Source organism: Dyella silvae (assembly GCF_026421305.1).
Lineage (GTDB): Bacteria > Pseudomonadota > Gammaproteobacteria > Xanthomonadales > Rhodanobacteraceae > Dyella > Dyella silvae.
In genome coordinates, this window is sequence record NZ_JAPJBQ010000005.1 from 198,475 (window position 1) to 217,176 (window position 18,702).

General features: G+C 61.8%; 17 protein-coding genes. 9 read left to right on the forward strand and 8 right to left on the reverse strand.

The features are described from left to right. The first annotated feature begins 16 nt into the window (after nt 1-16). From OQE56_RS13545 to OQE56_RS13570, 6 genes are all read left to right on the forward strand, one after another. Nucleotides 17-412: an HU family DNA-binding protein gene (locus OQE56_RS13545; protein WP_267225080.1), complete on the forward strand. Its 396-nt coding sequence runs from the start codon at nt 17-19 to the stop codon at nt 410-412. A gap of 296 nt (nt 413-708) precedes the next feature. After that, entirely contained in the window at nt 709-1,167 is a 459-nt protein-coding gene (locus tag OQE56_RS13550; RefSeq protein WP_267225082.1) for a phasin family protein, read from the forward strand. Between the two features lie 836 nt (nt 1,168-2,003). Then, the gene (locus OQE56_RS13555) at nt 2,004-2,672 is read left to right on the forward strand and encodes a DUF1045 domain-containing protein (protein WP_267225084.1); all 669 of its coding nucleotides are present in this window, start codon (nt 2,004-2,006) and stop codon (nt 2,670-2,672) included. After that, nucleotides 2,669-3,214 carry a phosphonate metabolism protein/1,5-bisphosphokinase (PRPP-forming) PhnN gene (gene phnN / locus OQE56_RS13560; RefSeq protein ID WP_267225086.1) on the forward strand — a complete coding sequence of 182 codons (546 nt, stop codon included), beginning with the start codon at nt 2,669-2,671 and terminating at the stop codon, nt 3,212-3,214. Before OQE56_RS13555 ends, phnN begins: the two co-directional genes overlap by 4 nt. 262 nt (nt 3,215-3,476) lie before the next feature. Then, entirely contained in the window at nt 3,477-3,935 is a 459-nt protein-coding gene (locus OQE56_RS13565) for a host attachment protein (RefSeq protein WP_267225088.1), read from the forward strand. A 306-nt stretch (nt 3,936-4,241) separates the two neighbouring features. Next, the gene (locus OQE56_RS13570; protein ID WP_267225090.1) at nt 4,242-5,831 is read left to right on the forward strand and encodes an MASE1 domain-containing protein; all 1,590 of its coding nucleotides are present in this window, start codon (nt 4,242-4,244) and stop codon (nt 5,829-5,831) included. A 54-nt stretch (nt 5,832-5,885) separates the two neighbouring features. Here OQE56_RS13570 and OQE56_RS13575 read toward each other — a convergent pair whose 3' ends face one another. The 3 genes from OQE56_RS13575 to OQE56_RS13585 all read right to left on the reverse strand — a co-directional run bounded on the left by OQE56_RS13575 (nt 5,886) and on the right by OQE56_RS13585 (nt 9,408). After that, nucleotides 5,886-6,347, reverse strand: a complete 462-nt coding sequence (locus tag OQE56_RS13575) for a hypothetical protein (protein WP_267225092.1) — start codon at nt 6,345-6,347, stop codon at nt 5,886-5,888. Nucleotides 6,348-6,695: 348 nt separating this feature from the next. After that, complete coding sequence (locus OQE56_RS13580; RefSeq protein WP_425601630.1) at nt 6,696-7,091, reverse strand: STAS domain-containing protein; 396 nt, start codon at nt 7,089-7,091, stop codon at nt 6,696-6,698. Then, nucleotides 7,066-9,408 (reverse strand): SpoIIE family protein phosphatase, encoded by a 2,343-nt coding sequence (locus tag OQE56_RS13585; protein WP_267225096.1) that lies wholly within the window; start codon nt 9,406-9,408, stop codon nt 7,066-7,068. The genes OQE56_RS13580 and OQE56_RS13585 overlap by 26 nt, the downstream gene beginning before the upstream one ends. Before the next feature lie 296 nt (nt 9,409-9,704). Between OQE56_RS13585 and OQE56_RS13590 the strand changes: the two genes are divergently transcribed. Next, a complete protein-coding gene (locus OQE56_RS13590) occupies nt 9,705-12,281 on the forward strand; it encodes a bifunctional diguanylate cyclase/phosphodiesterase (protein WP_267225098.1) in 2,577 nt (858 codons plus the stop codon). A 203-nt stretch (nt 12,282-12,484) separates the two neighbouring features. Beyond that, entirely contained in the window at nt 12,485-12,904 is a 420-nt protein-coding gene (locus OQE56_RS13595) for a DUF1801 domain-containing protein (RefSeq protein WP_267225099.1), read from the forward strand. An 80-nt stretch (nt 12,905-12,984) separates the two neighbouring features. On the opposite strand, the gene OQE56_RS13600 is transcribed toward OQE56_RS13595, so the two are convergent. The 3 genes from OQE56_RS13600 to OQE56_RS13610 all read right to left on the reverse strand — a co-directional run bounded on the left by OQE56_RS13600 (nt 12,985) and on the right by OQE56_RS13610 (nt 16,252). After that, entirely contained in the window at nt 12,985-14,340 is a 1,356-nt protein-coding gene (locus OQE56_RS13600) for a sensor histidine kinase (RefSeq protein ID WP_267225101.1), read from the reverse strand. Beyond that, a complete protein-coding gene (locus OQE56_RS13605) occupies nt 14,327-15,004 on the reverse strand; it encodes a response regulator transcription factor (protein ID WP_267225103.1) in 678 nt (225 codons plus the stop codon). The genes OQE56_RS13600 and OQE56_RS13605 overlap by 14 nt, the downstream gene beginning before the upstream one ends. A 216-nt stretch (nt 15,005-15,220) precedes the next feature. Further along, nucleotides 15,221-16,252, reverse strand: coding sequence for a LysR family transcriptional regulator (locus OQE56_RS13610; RefSeq protein ID WP_267225104.1), 1,032 nt, complete (start codon nt 16,250-16,252; stop codon nt 15,221-15,223). Between OQE56_RS13610 and pcaD the strand changes: the two genes are divergently transcribed. Beyond that, on the forward strand, nt 16,251-17,057 hold the full coding sequence (gene pcaD / locus OQE56_RS13615) for a 3-oxoadipate enol-lactonase (RefSeq protein ID WP_267225106.1): 807 nt from the start codon (nt 16,251-16,253) through the stop codon (nt 17,055-17,057). The two genes, OQE56_RS13610 and pcaD, sit on opposite strands and share 2 nt — an antisense overlap. 112 nt (nt 17,058-17,169) lie before the next feature. On the opposite strand, the gene OQE56_RS13620 is transcribed toward pcaD, so the two are convergent. Next, complete coding sequence (locus tag OQE56_RS13620) at nt 17,170-17,328, reverse strand: hypothetical protein (protein WP_267225108.1); 159 nt, start codon at nt 17,326-17,328, stop codon at nt 17,170-17,172. 305 nt (nt 17,329-17,633) lie between these two features. Continuing rightward, complete coding sequence (locus tag OQE56_RS13625) at nt 17,634-18,614, reverse strand: MBL fold metallo-hydrolase (protein WP_267225110.1); 981 nt, start codon at nt 18,612-18,614, stop codon at nt 17,634-17,636. Nucleotides 18,615-18,702: the final 88 nt, after the last annotated feature.

The following is an 18,702-nucleotide window of genomic DNA, read 5'->3' on the forward strand; positions in this document are numbered from 1 at the left end:
GACCACGGGGAAATGTATGGCGAAGGCGCAGAAAGCAGCAGCAAAGAAGAAGGCCGCTCCCAAGGCCGCAAAGACCGCCGCTAAGGCAGTCGTGCACAAGCCGATCAAGGAAGCGCTGGGCAAGTCGGGCCTGGTGGCCCACATTGCCGAGACCAGTGGCGTGATCGCCAAGGACGTGCGTGCCGTGCTGGCATCGCTCGAAGCAGCCGTGACCGGTTCCATGCACAAGAAGGGCGCTGGCCACTTCACCATGCCGGGCCTGCTGAAGATCACCGCCGTCAACGTTCCGGCCAAGCCGAAGCGCAAGGGCATCAACCCCTTCACCAAGGAAGAGCAGTGGTTCGCTGCCAAGCCCGCCACGGTGAAGCTGAAGATCCGCGCGCTCAAGAAGCTCAAGGACGCCGCTCTCTAAGCGTCGTTTTCCGATAGCTTCGGAAGTCAGGTGCGGCGTTTGCGCCGCACCTGACGAAATCTGCAAAGTGGTTCGTCCTCCGCAAAGGTGGGCAGACCGGGAAAGAGACGCCAACCGGCGTCTTTTTTTTGGCCTCGTTTCGTCCGGCCGCGGCGTGTCCGAAAGTCGCTTGAGAAGCCCGTGACACGGACATCACGACCGGAACGATAGTGTCCCGATTAACCCGCATCGCCTTTTACCCTGCCTGTGGCGATGGCGCGACGGCGGGATTCCTCTCGTTTTTCAGGGTTAAGGCCATGACTACCCAAAGCGATCTGGCGCTGAATCTCTACAAGGTCAACAGCGAGCTGCAGCTTCGCATCAGCAAACTGGTGATGGAGAACTGGAAGAAGTGGCTGGAGCTTTCCACGCGCGTGGTCGACGACGGCATTGCCGAGTCGCAGGCAAGAGTGGAGCAATTGTTGAGGGCACAAGACTGGGCCGCCCTGTCGACCCTGCCTTCTGAAACCTTCTGGCGCCTGTTGCAGCAACGCATGGGTGACAGCAACCTGACCAACCACATTGCCGCCAACGTGCAGGCGCATTTTGCGAAAGGGCTGCAGGAGGCCATCCAGGTCTGGCAGCAAGACACTGCCCGTGTCCTTGGCGGCGTCGGCGACATGGGCGCCGTCAGTCAGCCGTGGAACGACATCATGGAGCAGTGGGGCCGCCTGTGGCCCTGGGCTGAGGGGAAAGGCGTCACCCGCGACAAATAGGTTTTCCCGGCTGCTACACGTCACCCCGACCGCATAACCATCTTGACCATCGCCCGGCCTGCATGCCGGGCGATCGTGTACCTGGGCATCAGAAGCAACGGATGGATTTCAGTTCGAGGCTCCCCTGGCAGCCGCTGCATGGCAGCCGCCGTACTGCGATGTATGGCCCTGCAGCGTGGTGTGACCGGGTCGCGCCGATCTGCACACTGCATCGCGTTACCGTGATTCCGCTCATGGTGAACTGCAGCGCCATGGCCGTTGCCCCCATGCAACCCGTAGCGCTTCTCCAGGCCGGGTGCGGCAACGCAGTGCCGTGAGGAGTGGGGCGTGACTCGTCCCATGCGTCCGAGATGGCATCGCCAGGGGTATCCCCTGCGTGCGCATCAAGCCGAAGCATGGGGTTCCTAGTCTTGTCACAAAGGTCTAGTTATCTAGAGAGGTTGGGGCGCCATTCGCTCCGGCGCGGTGTACGCAGACGAGGTGTGCCGTTGCCAAGGTGGTGCTGGGCGAGTCAGGCAGGAGTGTGAGCGGGGTGGAACGGGGGCGTGGCGTGCGGCTACTGAGGCAGATGGGCAATATTTTCGACGCAGACTTCGGACGAGGGCGCGGGTGCCATGGGCCGCTACGGCCGTTCGCCCTCGATCGGGCTGGGGGCCGGGGCGCTGATCGACAGCCCAAGCGCTGTGCGAAGGTACTTGCGCGCGCAGCGCAATGGCCGCTGCGTCAGTCGCTGCAGCGCATGTCTTTCATGCCGATGTTCATTCGATGCCAGCGTCGTACAGCATCGTGCGCGTCGACGGCGAACGGAAGCCTTGGGTGCTGATGGCGAACGACTGATGCGCTACGCGATCTACTTCTGCCCGGCACCCGCCAGTGCGCTGGCCTCCCTGGGGCGAGACTGGCTGAGTCCCGGGATGACGCCCAACGGTATTCCCGGCATTCCTCTGAATCGCTGGAATGCATTGCTAAGCGACGTACGCCGCTACGGCTGGCACGCCACGCTGCGTTCGCCGTTCACGCTGTCTCCTGATGCCGACCTCCACGATTTGCGCCGCGTGATGCGGGATGTTGCCAGGGCGCATGCGCCCATCCATCTCACGCTGCGTTGCACGCGCCTTGCGGGTTTTCTTGCCTTGCGCCCCGTGGGCGATTGCAGAGCGATCAATGCGTTGGCCAATGCCTGCGTCGAGGCGGTCGAACCCTTGCGCCTGCCACTGGCAGAACACGATTTTCAGCGTCGCGCTTCAGAGCTCGACGCCATCGAGACACATTTTCTTGGACGTTACGGGTATCCCTACGTGTTTGAACGCTATCGGTTCCATATGACGTTGTCTTCGCCGGCTTCCGTGGATGAAGAGCGCGCATTGCAGCGTTGGCTTTCCATTCGCGCAGCCATGCTGCCTGCGGCACGCATCGATGCGCTCACGTTGTGCGTCGAGACCTCGCCAGGTGCGGCATTCGAACCACTCGAGCGCGTGACGCTGAACAAGGCGTCGGCGGCATGACGCCTGGGCGGCTTTACTACGTCATGGGTTCCGCGGGAGCCGGCAAAGACAGCGTGCTCAGCTGGGTGCGCGAGAACGGTGCCTCCTGCGGTGTGGTCTGCGCGCATCGTTACATCACACGGCCGGCGCAAGCGGGCGATGAAGACGATGTGGCACTCAGCCCGGCTGAGTTCGAGTTGCGCGAGCGCCGCGGACTGTTCGCATTGACCTGGCGGGCGCAGGGTTTGCGCTACGGCCTCGGCAAAGAGATCGAACACTGGTTGCGACAGGGCGTGGACGTGCTGGTCAATGGCGCGCGAGATGCCTTTCCGCTTGCGCAGGCACGCTTCCACGACATGGTGCCGGTCCTGATTACCGCCAGTCGCGAATCCATGGCTCGTCGCTTGCGGGCGTGTGGACATGAGACCCCGGAACAGATCGATCAGGGTTTTGCGTTCAATGATGATGACTTCGCACCGGCCCAGGCGCTCACCATCGTCAACGAGTCGAGTCTGCCGGAAGCGGGCGAGGCACTGTTGAGTGCCATTTGCCGTCGTGCATAAGGTTGGGGCGTCGAATCCACGCATCTGGTAACCCATGTGGCATGGGTTACGTACCGCACACACGGCGCCCAACGGCCAAGGGCGCGTTGGACGCGTATTCCGAGATCCCCCGACGCATGCAATTACCCGCCCATTCGCAGGACCTCACGCGCGGTTGACGCCTACGCGCAGAATCTGGGGACGGCACGAATGTGCCGGCGGCGCACCCATGTCTGGTGTGTCACGCCGCCTGCCTTCCTGGTGCACCATCTGGGAGCGCGCGATGAAAAAGACAGTGTGGATTGTGGTCGCCAACCGTGCCGTGGCGCGCGTGTTTCAGGCGAGCCAGCCGATGGGGCCGCTGCAGGAACGGGAGTCGTTCATCCATCCCGAGGGTCGCCTGCTGGATCAGGAACTGGTGTCAGATCGACCGGGGCGGGGATTCGACCGGATGGGGCCGGGCCGGCATGCGGAGACTCCGGATACCACAGCAACCGCCCAGGAAACCGCCACCTTCGCCCTGGAGCTCGCCAGGTTCCTGTTGAAAGGGCGTAACGACGGCCATTTCGACGCGCTGGTGTTGATCGCCGCGCCCGCCTTTCTTGGTGCGCTGCGGGAACGTCTGGATGGCCCGACACGTGAACGTGTGATGCTGGAGGTGGACAAGAACCTCGTCCATCTCGATGCGGCGGCCCTGCGCGGCTATTTACCTGAGCGCCTGTACTCGTCGGTGACGCCGTAGCGATGCAAGGGTCGGGCGGGCTGGCAGGGATGGCCATTTATGTGATGTGGAGCACATTTCAAGCATGCCGTCGTGAAGACGTCGTCCTTCTGTCAGAACAGGGGGCAATCAGGCATTTGCGGAGCAGGCGGCAGGCTGCGAAACTCAGGGAAATCGTGGGCGACAATGTCGCGCTTTCCCACCATGGAGTAGGGTTGGGTTCACCATTTCTTCACCGTGAAGCTTATTGGATCCATTCCTTTGTACGGCGCTTCGCTTGTGGGAACCGCCGACCGAGTGTCTTCTTGAGCTAAGGGGTAGCCTGAGATGCGAAATGGAACAGGGGGGCGTGCCTGGATAGCGCACGTCGCAACGGCGCTGGGGTATGCCGCCGGTTTTACGCTCCTGCATCAAATTTCGTTTTCGCACTGGGTGATCTTCGCCGGATTCCGGCTGTGCGCCCTGCTGTTTGTTCCTATCCGCTACTGGCCGGCGTTGGCCGTGGGTGAGCTCGCACCACTCGCGTACTTAGGCATCACCTGCATAGATCAGTTTGGCTGGCTCTGGTCGCTGGTGGCAGCCATTCCCCCCATCGTGGTGGCCATGCCAGTGGTCTATTGGTGCCGCGAGCGTCTTCGTATTTTCCCCGGCCCGTCGACCGTGAAAATGGGCGTGCTGCTGCTGTGCATGTTCCTGGTGTCGGTGGTCTGGACGGTCTGCAATCTCTCCTCGCTCGCGGTGACCAAGTTGCCTGCCGGCTATCCGCCGCTGCATTGGGATGTGGTGTCGTCGCGCTGGTTCATTGGCAATTTCCTTGGCGTACTCACACTGGCACCTGTCGTCGTGTGGGTTCGCGAGTGCCTGGCAGTGACACCGAAGGGCGCCCGGTGGGGCCAGTTCCTCGAAAGCCGGCTGCTGCTCGAAGGCATGTCCACGTTGTTGCCCACCCTGGCCTTGCTGGTCTGGCTGAGCTTCCATGCCGGCAGCGAAACGGCGCGCGAGGCGGCGCGCATGGCCATGTTCCTGCCGGTGATCTGGGTGGCGGTGCGTCACGGCTGGCAGGGCGCGGCTATCGGTGGCACCGCGGCCAGCATCGCGGTGGTGTTGACCATGCCCGCCAAGTACGACCCGGGTACGTTGCAGGCGCAGGTGTTCATTGCCTTTGCGATCACCTCAATGCTGCTGCTGGGTGCGCGCATTTCCGTCCTCAATCATCGCGACCGCGAGGAACGCGCTGAACTGCGGTTCGCGCTTGCCGTCGCGCAACGCAACATCTACATCAGCGAGATGCAGCTGCGGCAGGTGTCGCAGGCGGTCGAACAGATTCGTGAGTCCGTCAAGGTGGGTTACAGCCATCTGATCACGCGCTTGCGCCATACGGTGCCAGTGGTGGATGAGCGCAGCTATATGCGGCAGGCGGCGGTTGCGCAGGAGCAGCTGTTCCGCCTTTCCGACAGCCTTTATCCCACCATCTGGCGTGAGCGCGGCCTTCCGGCGGCGCTGCGCGAGGGTTCCATCGCCCGTGGGCTCGAAGAAGTCGGCGTGTCGTACTGGTGCGAAATCGAAGGGCGCGGACTGAGCCGTCTTTCGTCCAATATCCACATCGCGCTTTATCGCCTTGCCTGCGAATGCATAGTGCTGGTTTGCACGAAGCACAACGCCAGCAATATTCATCTGCGCATTCGTGGCGGCATGTTCCAGGGGCGCCGCTGGGCGGTGCTTTGCGTGGACAGTCAGGCGAATGACGCGCGTGGTGCGCATGCTCGCCCGGACGACCTGATGGTGCGATTGGCTTGCAGCGGTATGGGCTTCGATGCCATCCAGCATCGTGCGCAGGCTTTCGAAGGAACGGCGCGCCGCAGGGCGACAGCAGCCGGTGAGCGGATCAGCCTGATCCTTCACGATCCCGAACTATAGCGACGGCATGACCGCCGCTATAGTTCAACCACCGTCACATGGACGGCCGGCGTTTTACTGATAGCGCGTGTTGCACTCAATCGGGTCGCAGCCTGCAGCCATCGCCTTCAACTGCATGGTGCCGTCGCTCAACGGCGTCGCCGTCACCTGCGTCGCCGTGTCCTGATAGACCGTCGTAGGCGCAGCGACCGGTGCTGCCGACGTCGATGCGGCAGGTGCCTGCTGCGGCGTGGCTACCTGCTGCGAGAAGCGTCCGATGGGCAGCGTGATGAACTGGCCATTGGACGTGCCCACGGCGCCCAGCACGTTGCCGTTGACGTCATTGATTTGCACGTACTGAATGCCGCCAAGCACAAACACATAGGCGTGAAAGTTAGGACTGCTGCTTACGTCCGATGCGTTGGGCCAGGATTGGCCAAGACCGGAGGCGGGTGGTTGGGCGGCAAAAGCAGCACCCGACAGCGCGAGAGTCAGCAGGCCGGCTAGGCATGCGCGAGACGACAGGGCTTTCATCATATGGGACCCCTTTCTTGGTAACGTGCTCAGGTGTTGAGCATCGGCGCCGAATGTAGCATCAACTAAGTCTCGTGCCCTGTGACAGTTGGCCGATGCCTGGCAACGCGGAGGGTGAAAGGGGTGGTCAACCCATCGGACGTCTATTTGGCGCTTTAACGTGCCGTATGCTGCGTTGCGTCCAGGAAATGCCGATGTACAGGTGATCTCCCGGGCTAGCTTTCCATGCTCGTTCGATATCAGCGCTTCAGCGGCATCTATGACAGCCCGGTACGCTGCCGCCCCATAGCGAATGGCCTGCGCGGTGCGTGACCTGAGTCGCCCATGGCATCGATTCAAGATGTGCGCCGGTCAGTCAGCTTCGCCCAGACCGTCCACGATCTTTCGCTGCATATGATCGAGATAGTCATCCAGCTCCTGCACACTGGCGAAAACATCGTTCACGGGTACGGCCTTGACGATTTCGAACACCTTGCGCACCTGTGGCTGCGGGTTGCACAGCAACGTGTGGCCCTCGCGCGCCCGCATCGCCTTGCGGATCCTGGCGATGCTGCGCAGACCCGCGCTACTTATGTACTCGAGTAAGGAAAGGTCGAGCACCACGGTACTTCCCGTAGCCATCTGATGAAGCACATCCGCCGCAGCGGCATCGAACTGGCCGAATGTCATGGCGTCGAGCCGCCCATGCAAGTGCAGGGTGGAGCGCTGTGGCGATACATGGTCAGCTCGCAGACTGAAGGTCATGATCCTGCTCCGGTCGATTGGGGTAGATGAAACGTAGTTGGAGATGATTGCCCAGCTCGTCGTGCGCGTAATGAAAGTCGCTGGCCATGGCACGTACCAGATGAATACCCAGGCCGCCTTCGCTTTCGGTATCGGCGATATCGCCGGTGAGCAACGGTGCGGGTGATTGCAACGGATCGAACGGTTGCCCGTCGTGGTGCAACTCGACGGTGATGGCATCATCGGCGGCGGTCAGGCGCAACTCGATGGTGCGGTCATCCGTTGTGCCGCTGCCATGCTCCACCATGTTGACCATCAGCTCCTCGAGGACCAGCCGTACATCCGATTGCACATCCGGTTCCACGCCTGCCGCAAGCATCTCCTCGTCGCAGCGTTCGAGCGTGTCGAACACGTCGGTCAGGGAAGCGCCAATGGTGATATCGAGCATGGACCCCTCTCGTTCAGTCCCATCGTGATGCCAGCGTAGTGCAAGCACAGTGATGTCGTCGGCCTGGTATTGGCCGGCCGCAAAATGTTCAACGTCGGCCACAAGGGTGTCGACGGGATCCTGACCACCTTCGGCAACCTGGCGCGTGAGGCAGGCCAGCATGCGCTCCTGGCCATACATGGTCATCGCGTGGTCGGTGGCCTCGGTGATGCCATCGGTGTACATGAGCAGGGTTTCGCCGGGCCGCAAACGAATCCGGTGCGTTGGGTAGGTGGCTTCCTCATCGAGCCCGAGTGCAGGGCCGGTGTCCAGTTCCAGCAAACGTGGCGCATGCTGGCCCCACCACACCGGTGGCTCGTGGCCAGCGCTGGCCAGTGCAAGATTGCCGGTGACGGTATCCAGCAAGCCGCACAGCAGGCTGACAAACATGCAGCCGTCATTGTTGCGGCAAAGCTCCTGATTCAGCAGATGCAACAGCTGCTGCGGCGAGCGGGCGCGCGGGGCCAGGGCTTTGGCGAGCGTGATGGCGCGCGCCATGAACAGGGCGGCGGGAATACCCTTGTCCGACACATCACCCACCATGATGTAGAAGCGCCGGTCGTGCAGCATGAAGTAGCTGTACAGATCGCCGCCTACCGTTCGCGCTGGTTTCAGCACCGCATGCAGTTCAAAATTTTTGCAGCGGGCGTCGAGGTAATGCGCGCCGGGCAGCAAGGCGGTCTGGATCTGCTGAGCAATCTCCAGTTCGCTGGCGAGGCGTTGCTGTTCGCGCGCCACGCGCGTCAGCTCGGCCATGTGTTGGGCCAGCTCGGTGCGCATGCGATCGAACGCATCGGTCAGCCGGCCTACCTCATCGCGCCGGCGCACTTTCGGCAGTGCAAAATCGAGCGCGCCGCGCGCCACATGCTCGGCACGATCCGTCAGCACGCCCAGTGGATGCATGATGCGGCGGGTGATGGCAAAGGTCATGACGGTGAGCACCAGTAGTGCCAGGCCGCCGACCATCAGTGCGAGCAGAAACGCCTGGCGCACGTCGGCGTAAATACTGGACTCGGGCACCGTCAGCGCAATCAACCAGTGCGTGCCCTTGATGGGTGACTGATAGATCCACACGGGTTCCGTGATTTGCGCGTGTTGCGAGGTCACTAATCGAAGGGGATCGGCAGGCGACCGCCGCAGCACGCTGAGAACGTCGGCTTGTACGGGATGGCCCACCAGGCTGGGATCATCACTGGCAAGGTAGTTGCCCTGCTGGTCGATGACGAAAGCCCGCGTTCCCGGGGATTTCTTGAGCGACTCGAGCACGCTCTGCAGCCATTCCAGTGTCACGTCGGCATTGAGCACGCCGACGGCCTGACCGCCGGCCATGATGGTGGCCGAGTAGTTGACCAGCTTGCGATGCCGCGACAGCGAGAAGAACGGTTGCTCCCAACAGCCTGTAGTGCAGGTCAGCCCGTGGCGGAACCACGGGCGATCCCAATACGGGGCCGGGTCATGCAGCAGGTCGCGTGTGGTCAGCGAGCCATCGTCGCCACGACTTACAAAGGGTGACTGGCCGGCGGCCAGAGCGGCCGCCGAATGCGGGATATACGCCGCCGACAGGCCTGCCAGATCCGGATTGTGTTGCACGGCGTCGTGCACCAGCGATGGCGCATCATCGGGCCGCGGGCCGACGAGGGCGGCAAGCATCTGGGCGGTGTCGGTGATTTTGTCGAGGCGTTGCTCAATACGGTTGCCGGCGTCGTGAGCCAGATCGGCGGATTCCCGGTGGGTCTGCTCGAGAATTTGATGACCCATGGCGCGAAAAAGCAGGTAGCCGCCGGCGACGACCACCAGTGCTGTTCCTGTCAGCACGCCCAGGGCCAGCCGAGATGCAATGCTGCGCAACGCCATGCGACTCCCCCCGTGATACCGCCAATCTAGCCAGTCCCTGCAAGCACCTGCAAGAGAACGAAGTCTCAGTCGTGCATCGGCTTGTCAGGGGCTCAGGCGATGCGACGTGGTGATGATCCGGAAACGCCGCCTGATATGGGCGTCTATTTGTCATGTGACGATGGCCGATGGCAAAGGTGAAGGCCATCGTCACGTTTTCCTTACCTGTTACCGCTGCGTTGCATTGCGTGGCGCGTTGACTACGGCGTAACCTGCGGCCGTTAGCCGGGCGTCTTGCTTCGAGGGTCAAGCACGTTATGGGTAGCCGCGATACGGGTGAGACGTACAGTGCCGATCAGCCGGGCAGCGATGCGCCCATAGCGGCTCGCGCTCAGGAAATGGCACACGTCGGCACCCTGGCGTGGGATGTCGCCACCCGCCGGGTCCTCTGGTCGCCTGAGCTTTGCCGCATCCACGACCTGCCGGTCGCCCCGTACGAGTCCACTATCGACGACTACCTGTCACGCTTGCAGGCGGATGACAGGGTGTATGCCGCACAGTTGTTCGAGCAGGCGCGCAGCGATCAAAAACCGTTTGAGTTTGAGGCGCGGGTGACGCTACCGGATGGCACCATGCGCATCCTCGGGCATCGTGGCCTGGTGCAGCTGGACAAGCATGGCCATCCCAAGCGCGTGCTGGTCGCCTGCCAGGACATCACCGAGCAGAAGCGATCGCAGCAGTTGGCCATGGGGCAACACGACATTCTGGTCGGCATTGCGGCCCAACACCCGTTATCAGAAAGCCTGGATCGCATCGCGCGGCTGCACGAGTCGCTGAACCCGGGTGCGTTGTGCTCCATCCTTCTGCTGGATGACGAGGGGAGACACGTGCTTCATGGCGCCGCCCCCAGCCTGCCCCAGGCCTACAGCGCGTTGTTGAACGGCCTGGAAATTGGCGACCAGCGCGGTTCATGCGGCACCGCCGCGTGGCGCCGCGAACGCGTGGTGGTGGGCGACATTGAAACGCACCCCTATTGGGCCGACTACAAAGCGCTCGCGCTGGCCCATGGCCTTCGCGCGTGCTGGTCGACGCCGGTGCTGGGCAGCGACGGGCGGGTGCTTGGCACGTTTGCTGTGTACTTCAACGAGCCGCGTGAGCCTCGTCTGGATGAACTGGAAAGCATCGACCGCATGGTGCCCATTGCGGGCGTCGCCATCGAGAGCGCCAAGCTCATCGAGCGGTTGCGCGTCCGCGATCGCTTCTTCGACATGTCACTTGAACTGTTCTGCATCGTCGATCCGGTGGCGGATCGGCTGATCCAGTTCAACCCCTCGCTGCAGAGGCTCACCGGTTACGACGCCGATGAGCTCACCAACCGAAGCTATCGAGAGTTGTTCCTGGAAGAGAAAGGCGAGCACGCACGATGGGGTGGTCCGGCCTTGCATGGCGCAACGCGCAGCATTCGCGAGTTCGTCTCTCGTTGCTTCTGCAAGGACGGCAGCGAACGCATACTGGAGTGGGTGTCGTTCGCCGCGCCCGATGGCTTGCTTTACGCCGTGGCCCGCGACATTACCCAGCGGCGCGCGGTGGAAGACAAGCTTGCCTATGCGTCTTCCCACGACGCGATCACCGGCCTCAAACACCATTTGCTGTTTGAGCATCACCTGGCCGATATCTTGCGCGATGAGCCTTCACTGCTCTCCGTGATGGTCATTGGCCTGGATCGCTTTCAGGTGGTCAACGAATCGATTGGCCATATTGCGGCAGACGAGGTGCTAAAGCGGCTCGCAGTCCGTCTTCAGACGGCGCTGCCCGAGCAGGCGTTTATGTCGCGCATCGCAGGTGACCAGTTCGTGATTGCGCTGCCCGAAGTCGAGCCTGCGCTGGCTCGCGAGCTGGCCGAACGCATGCGTGCGGTGGTGGCTGGCCCGATGGAGAGTGCCGATTACCGTTTGATGCTGACCGCCAGCGTCGGCGTCAGCCACTATCCCCATCACGGGCGAACCTCGGAGGATCTGCTTCGCCGCGCCGAGGCCGCGATGATTCAGGCCAAGCGAGATGGCCGCGATCAGCTCGCTGAGCTATCGGTGGCGCAGATGGTGGAGCTGGAAGACCGGGTGTTGCTCGGTTCACGCCTGCAGGACGCCATCAAGCGCCGGGAGTTGGAGCTCTACTACCAGCCGCAACACACGGCCAACGGACTGCGCCTGATCGGGTTCGAAGCCTTGTTGCGCTGGAACTGCACGCAGTTTGGCCCACTGCCGCCGGCGAGGTTCATTCCCATTGCCGAAGCGCTTGGCCTGATGCCGGAAATAGGTGTGTGGGTGCTGGACACGGCTTGTCGCCAGGCGCGTGCGTGGCTCGAACTGGGCCATCGCGATTTCATCATTGCCGTCAACGTGTCGGCGCAGCAATTGATGCGCTCCGGGCTGGCCGAGAGCGTTGCCGACATGCTTCAGCGGCATGGCATTCCCCCCAGCATGCTGGAAATCGAGATGACCGAAAGCGCACTGATGGAGGACGTCACCCGCACACGCGATACGCTGGGTGGCCTCAAGCGGCTGGGTACGCGTCTGTCACTGGATGATTTCGGTACGGGCTATTCCAGCCTCTCTTACCTCCGTCAGTTTCCCATCGACAAACTGAAGATCGACAAGAGCTTCATCAATGGCTTGCCGCTCGATCTCAAAGACGTGGCCATTTCAACCACCATCATTGCGCTCGGTCACCAGCTCGGTATGGAAGTCGCAGCGGAAGGTGTCGAGACGCAGGCGCAGGCAACGCTGCTCGCCAAGATGGGCTGTGATGTGCTGCAAGGGCACTTTCTCGCACCCGCGCTTTCAGCCCGCGAGGCGCAGGTTTACTTCGGCGCTATTCACTACGGGGCAGCTTGACCGGCATAGCCCTTGGTATAGAAGCGGCGCGCTTCCATGAACGGTCATACCCGGGACTGGCCGACCGTGCTCGATTCGTAGAATACTGGCGAGAGTACCCGTCATGCCGCCAGTGGTTTGCTGAGGCTCATGTTTCAAGGGCCATCGAGTCGCTGCCGGTTGCGCGTGATCACACCCACCTGACCCGAATGCGAAGCGACTTCATGAATCCATCAGAGCGCATTGATCAACTGATCTCGGAACTTACCGACTGGCGTGGAAAAACGTTTGCCAGCATCCGCAAAAACATTCTTGCTACCGATCAGGAGATTGTCGAAGAGTGGAAGTGGAAGGGCAGCCCGGTGTGGTATCGCGACGGCATTATCGCGGTCGCCAATGCCCACAAGGGCAAGGTGAAAGTCACCTTTTATAACGGTGCGCAGCTTGCTGACCCTGACAAGCTCTTCAATGCGGGTCTCGACGGCGGCAAATGGCGAGCCATCGATTACCTCGAAGGCGACAAGGTTAACGATCGCGCTTTGCAAAAGCTGGTTCGGGCTGCGATTGAATTCAATCAGAAGAAGTCCAGCAAAAAGACGCCGGCAGCCCGTCCAGCGAAAGCATCCAAAAGCACGAAGGCGTGAGCCCGCTGGTTTTCCAGTTCATGGATACGCACCGGCACCTTCTGCGGCGGATTAAGCGCATCGAGCAGTCCGGTGAACCGTCAGGTCAAAGGAAAGCGCATCGTGACCGCCAGTCCCGGACGGCGGTCGCATAGTTCGAGCAGGATGCGATGCAAGTCGGCCACGGCGGCGACAAGTGCCAACCCAAGCCCCGATCCAGCGGAAGAACGGCTGCTGTCGAGGCGGAAGAAGCGGCGAAATACGCGTTCGTGATGCTCGCCCGGAATGCCGGGTCCATTGTCTTCGACACGTCCGAGCAGTTCGCCGGATTCCTGCCGAAGCGATACGGCGATCATCGTGCCCGGCGGGGTGTGTTGAATCGCGTTCTCCATCAAATTCGACAGCATTTGCGTCAGTAGCGCGCGATCACCGCGTGATTGCACGCTCGGTGCGATATCGGCGATGACCTGTTTGCCATGGTCCTCGGCCACCGGCGCGTAGGCGTCAACAATCGAGGCGAACAGGTCCGATAGATCCAGCGGCGCAAACCCGGCCTGTCGCTCCATGGCCTCAATGCGCGATATCCGGAGCAACGCCCCGAAGGTAGTCAGCACATCATCGACATCGACGATGGAATCATCGATCGCTTGCGCCAGCGTGGCCGCATCCTGTTTTCCAAGGCGGGCTGACTCCAGGCGTTGGCGCAAGCGGGTCAGCGGCGTGCGCAGATCATGCGCAATGTCGTTGGATACCTGGCGCATGTTATCCATCAGCAGGTGAATGCGCGCGAGCATGCGATTGAGCCTGCCGGCCAATCGGGCGAACTCGGCGCCACCCGGCACACGCTGGATGCTCCCCGAAGCGTCGCCGGTGAGAATCCGTTCCGCCTCGCCTCCCAATCGATCCACGCGTTTGACGAAGACGTAGCCCGCGAGTGCGCCCGTCAGCGTGGCGAACAGCACCATGAAGATCACACTGAAACGGAAATAGCGCGACAGGTCTTCATCCAACTCGCCGGCGTTGCGATTATCCCGGCCGACGGTGAGCCAATTGCCGCCTTGCAGGGGTGTCACCAGAAGTTCAACGTGGTTGGCATGCCACTTATGCTTACCCTCTGCGCCGGTCAGCGGCAACGTCTGCCAGCCGGCTTTTTTCGGCGAGAAAATCAGGTTGCCGGCGATCTTGGTGCCATCGTGGCTGGAAAGCAGGTAGTAGTCCTGGCCGACAGGTACGGCCGTCATGCGCTGGTGGATCTGCGCTGCCAGCGTGCCGTCGTGCACGGCCTGCAGCAAGCTTGCTGTCTCCACCTCCACCGAGCGATGCGCTTCTTCCTCGACGTAATCGCGTACCTCGCCCCAGACGTAACTGAACAACCCAGCCACTACCGCCGCGAAAAGCACGCCTTGGAGAAGGGCGATGCGAAAGGTAACCGTACGAAGAAAACTAGTCGGGGGCACGGAGGCAATATCCCACGCTGCGAATGGTGTGCAGAAGCGATGACCGGAAGCCGCGATCGATCTTGGAGCGAAGCCGGCTGACGTGTGTTTCCACAAGGCTGGTGCCGGGGCTGAAGTAGAAACCCCATACTTGCTCGAGCAGCATGGATCGCGTCACTACTTTGCCGGCATTGCTCATGAGGTACTCCAGCAGCCGGTATTCACGCGGTTGCAATTCGATGCGCTGGCCTGCCCGATGAACCTCGCGACTGAACGTATCGAGTTCGAGATCATCGACCACAAGCTTCGTTCGTCCGTTGAACGTGGGCAGTCGCCGGGTCAGCGCGTTGATGCGCGCCTGAAGCTCGGAGCGCGCAAAGGGCTTGGCCAGGTAATCGTCCGCCCCTGCGTCCAGCCCCTCGACCCTGTGGTCAACGTCGCTGAGCGCAGACAGCATGAGCAAGGGGGACTGACGGCCGTGGTGGCGTATCGCACGCACCACCGACATGCCATCGAGGCGTGGAAGCATGCGATCGACCACAATCACGTCGTAGTCCCGGGTCGTGGCCATCGAAAGGCCCCGATGTCCATCCGGTGCGCTTTCAACCTGCCATCCCTCCATCGACAGTACGGAGGCAATATGCGCACTCGTACTCGGGTCGTCTTCAATCACCAGAATTCTCAAGATGTCTCCCTTGGGGCGCACGAATCAGGTGGGCTTCGCCGGAGCTAGCGCGTACCGGCTGCGCTCGCACGACTGAGAAGCCCTTCATTGCCCAACATGGGCGGGCGGCTCCTGATTGTGTGTCAGGTGGATGACACTATTGAGAACACGGCCGTCCGGCGCGTTCCCTCAGGGGGGCGCCGGAACGCGATTCGGATTTGACATCCTCCCCGCTTCTTAGCGCACCGGTGATTCGCGCCATTGCGCTGCGTGCTCTTGGATAAGCTGCCAGAGCTGATTCGCCACGGGCCCGTGTGGACGGTCCTGGCGACGGGCGGCTACCAGATCTTCTACGCCGCCGGGCAGATATCGGCCTGCGAGGGAGATCAGCGTGCCGTCGCGCAGTTCCTGCTCGATCAAAAAGCGGGGAAGGTGCCCCCAGGCCATGCCCTGAAGGATGACTTCTTTCTTCATGAGTTGGTCGGCGACGGTGCATTGCGGCGCGCCTTCCACCACAAAGTGGTCGCGCGACTCCGGGCTTTGCGCTGTATCGCGCATGATGCATTGCGTGAGCTCGCGCAATTGATCGCGCTTTATCGTGCGGCTGGGGCGAAACGGCAGGAAGCCGGGCGCCGCTACCGGAATGAACGACACCGGGCACAGGTCGATCCATTCGATTCGCGCATCGTGCTTGTCCACGCGATGAAAGATCAGGTCGGCCTCGTCGTTGAAGAGTCGTTCCCAGGGCCCGGTCACTGCTTCGAAATGAAGGTGCAGCCGGGTGCTGGAGTGCTGCGCAAAAAAGCGGCTTAGCAAGCGCAAGGTCTGTGGCAATGGACACATGTCGCCAATGACCACGCGCAACTCGCTTTCCGCACCCATGGCCAGTTGCGCCGTGTGGGCGTGCAGCCTCTCCAATTCCTGCAGAAGCGACTGCGCGCGGCGATGAAAAGACCGGCCCGCTGCGGTGAGTTCAACGCGGTAGCCACCGCGTTCCAGCAGCACGAAGCCAAGCTGCCGCTCGAGCTTGGCGACGGCGGCGAAGACGGCCGGGTGCGAACGGTTCATGACCTGAGCGGCGGCCTGAAAGCCGCCGGCCTTGACCACGGCATCGAAACATTGGAGGTCGTGCAGGGTGAAGGCGCTCATGTTTGAAAAACCTACATAGTTATTCAAAACTTTGTAATTTCTACCAGAAGTGGCCGCGACTAGCATCTCCTCCCGAACCGAGCACCGGCTCGGCCCCAATGCTAAGGAGCGATGTGCCATGAACGACACCACTTTCATCACCACCGGCGACGGATATCGCCTGGCCTACCGCCTTGACGGCGCCGACGACAAACCCGTGCTTGTCCTGTCGAACTCGATCGCTACGACGTTGCACATGTGGGACGGCCAGATTCCCGTCTTGACCCAGCACTTTCGCGTACTGCGCTACGACGCCCGCGGCCATGGCAACTCGGATGCGCCTGCGGGTGCCTATTCCATGGATCGTCTGGGTAGTGACGTCATCGAGTTGCTCGATGCGCTCGGCGTGGAGCGCGCGCATTTCCTCGGCCTGTCGCTCGGTGGTCTGGTGGGGCAATGGCTGGGCATCCATGCACCGGATCGCATCGATCAACTGATCTTGAGCAATACGTCAGCCCACCTGGGGCCCGTCAGCGAGTTCGATGCACGCATCGCAGCCTTGCAGACGTCGCCCGACATGGAGGCTGTGGCGGAGGCATTCCTGGCCAATTGGTTTCCGGCCACCATGCTCGAAGCAAAGCATCCCGACATCGAACCGTTCCGCGAAATGCTGCTTTCAACGGCACCCCAAGGGTTAGCGGGCTCCTATGCGGCGGTGCGCGACAACGATATGCGACGCACGATCGCGCTGATCAATCGCCCCACGCTGGTGATTGCTGGCAGGGACGATACCGTCACACTGGCAAGCCATGGCGAGTACATCGCATCGACCGTACCGGGCGCTCGCCTGGTGACGCTGCCGGCCGTTCATCTGCCGAACGTCGAGCATCCGGATGTGTATGCACGCACGGTGCTGGACTTCCTGCTGGAAGGAGACGCTGCCTGAAAAGCGCGAGCAGACACCTGCGTGAATGAGGCGCAGATCGTTGCGCACTCCTGAACGTGTAGCGTTGTTGAGCGGCTGACGACGAATCGTCGCCTGCCTGACTAATGGGCGATCAGTCGTCCGCCGTTATGCCATGCACGACACCCGGGGCCTTGCCAAACTGGGACGCCAATCCAAAGGCAATAGCGCCGTAGATCGTGATGCCGAGCAGGGAGAGAAAGATCAGCGCGACGGTCGTGCCGGTGGGTTTCTTGAGCTTCAGGTTCTTCATGTGCGTGTGCCGCCCGGGGTGTCGCGGGCGCTGACATAACGATGGGGATCAAAGTCTGACAGCTGCGTGGGTCAGCCTTGTGCGGCAAGACGGCGCATGCGGCAAAACGCGCGAAAGCTATTGGGGCTGAAGCTTTCTTGCGCGCCGACGGAACCGGATAGCGAACTCCAGAAGCACGCGCAGGCTCCAGGCGTCTTTCATCCTTGCCGCCGAAAGTGGACTCTCGAGTCGCGAGAGTCCACCTTTTCAGCAAGGGCTGTCATCCGGCCAGATCATGGCCGCTACGGGATGACAGCCAGACACCATCAGTGAATTTCGCTGTAGCTCAACGGAACCCATTGATAGCCGGAACCCACCTTGCGGATATGGCCCAGGCCTGGGAACGACATGTGTTCACCAGCGATGATGTAGCTGTGCGCGGCGGCATCGGCCAGAAGTTGCTCGCGTACCTTTTCAGCGACGTGGCTGTCGGTATCGAAGCCGATGGTGACTTCCGGATCAGGGAGCTGCACCTGTGCCACATGCACGACATCTCCCCACACCACCATTTTCTGGCCCTTGCTCTCAATGACGTATCCCGTGTGACCGGGCGTGTGGCCAATGAGGGAGCTGGCCCTGATCCCTGGAACCAGCTCGGTGTCACCGGTGAACGGTTGGAAGCGATGGGCCTGGAGGTAGGGCGTCATCGCAGCCATTGCACCCGCGAAGTGCTCTTTCTGTTCCGGCGTGGCCTTCTCGCTATTGGCTTTGCTCAACCAGAAATCAGCTTCGCGTTGATCGGCACGGACCACGGCATTGGGGAACACGCGCTTGCCAGCGGCAGACAGTCCGCCGATATGGTCCGGGTGCATGTGGGTGATGTAGATCTCGTCAATCTGTTCGGGCTGATAGCCGGCGGCCTTCAGCCGGTCGGCCAGCTTGCCCAGGTCCGCGCCAAGAAGATGGCCCGCGCCCGTGTCGATCAGCACAAGCTTGCTGCCGGTGTTGACGAGAAAGGCGTTGAAGTTCATCTCGTAGGGCAGTGGCTGGAACGCCGCATCGAGCGCCTGGCGGGTCTTGTCGGCGGTCGTATTGGTGAGCAGCTTGTCCACCGGCAGCGCGAGCGTGCCGTCTGAGATCGCAGTCACCTCGAAATCGCCCAGCATCATGCGGTAGTAGCCCGGCGCTGCCGTTTTCACCATGGGGGCTGCTGCGTGAGCGATGTCCGGTGCTGCCACCGTCATCGCGCCGCCAAAGATAAGTGCGGTCGTTATGGCGGCCCGCGCGAATGCTTGCCTTGTCTTCATCGTCTAGTTCCTTCCTGAAATAGGTGACTGACTTGCAGATACCTGACGTGATCGCAGATTCTTGCTGTCTGGGTCGATCGTTGCCCTG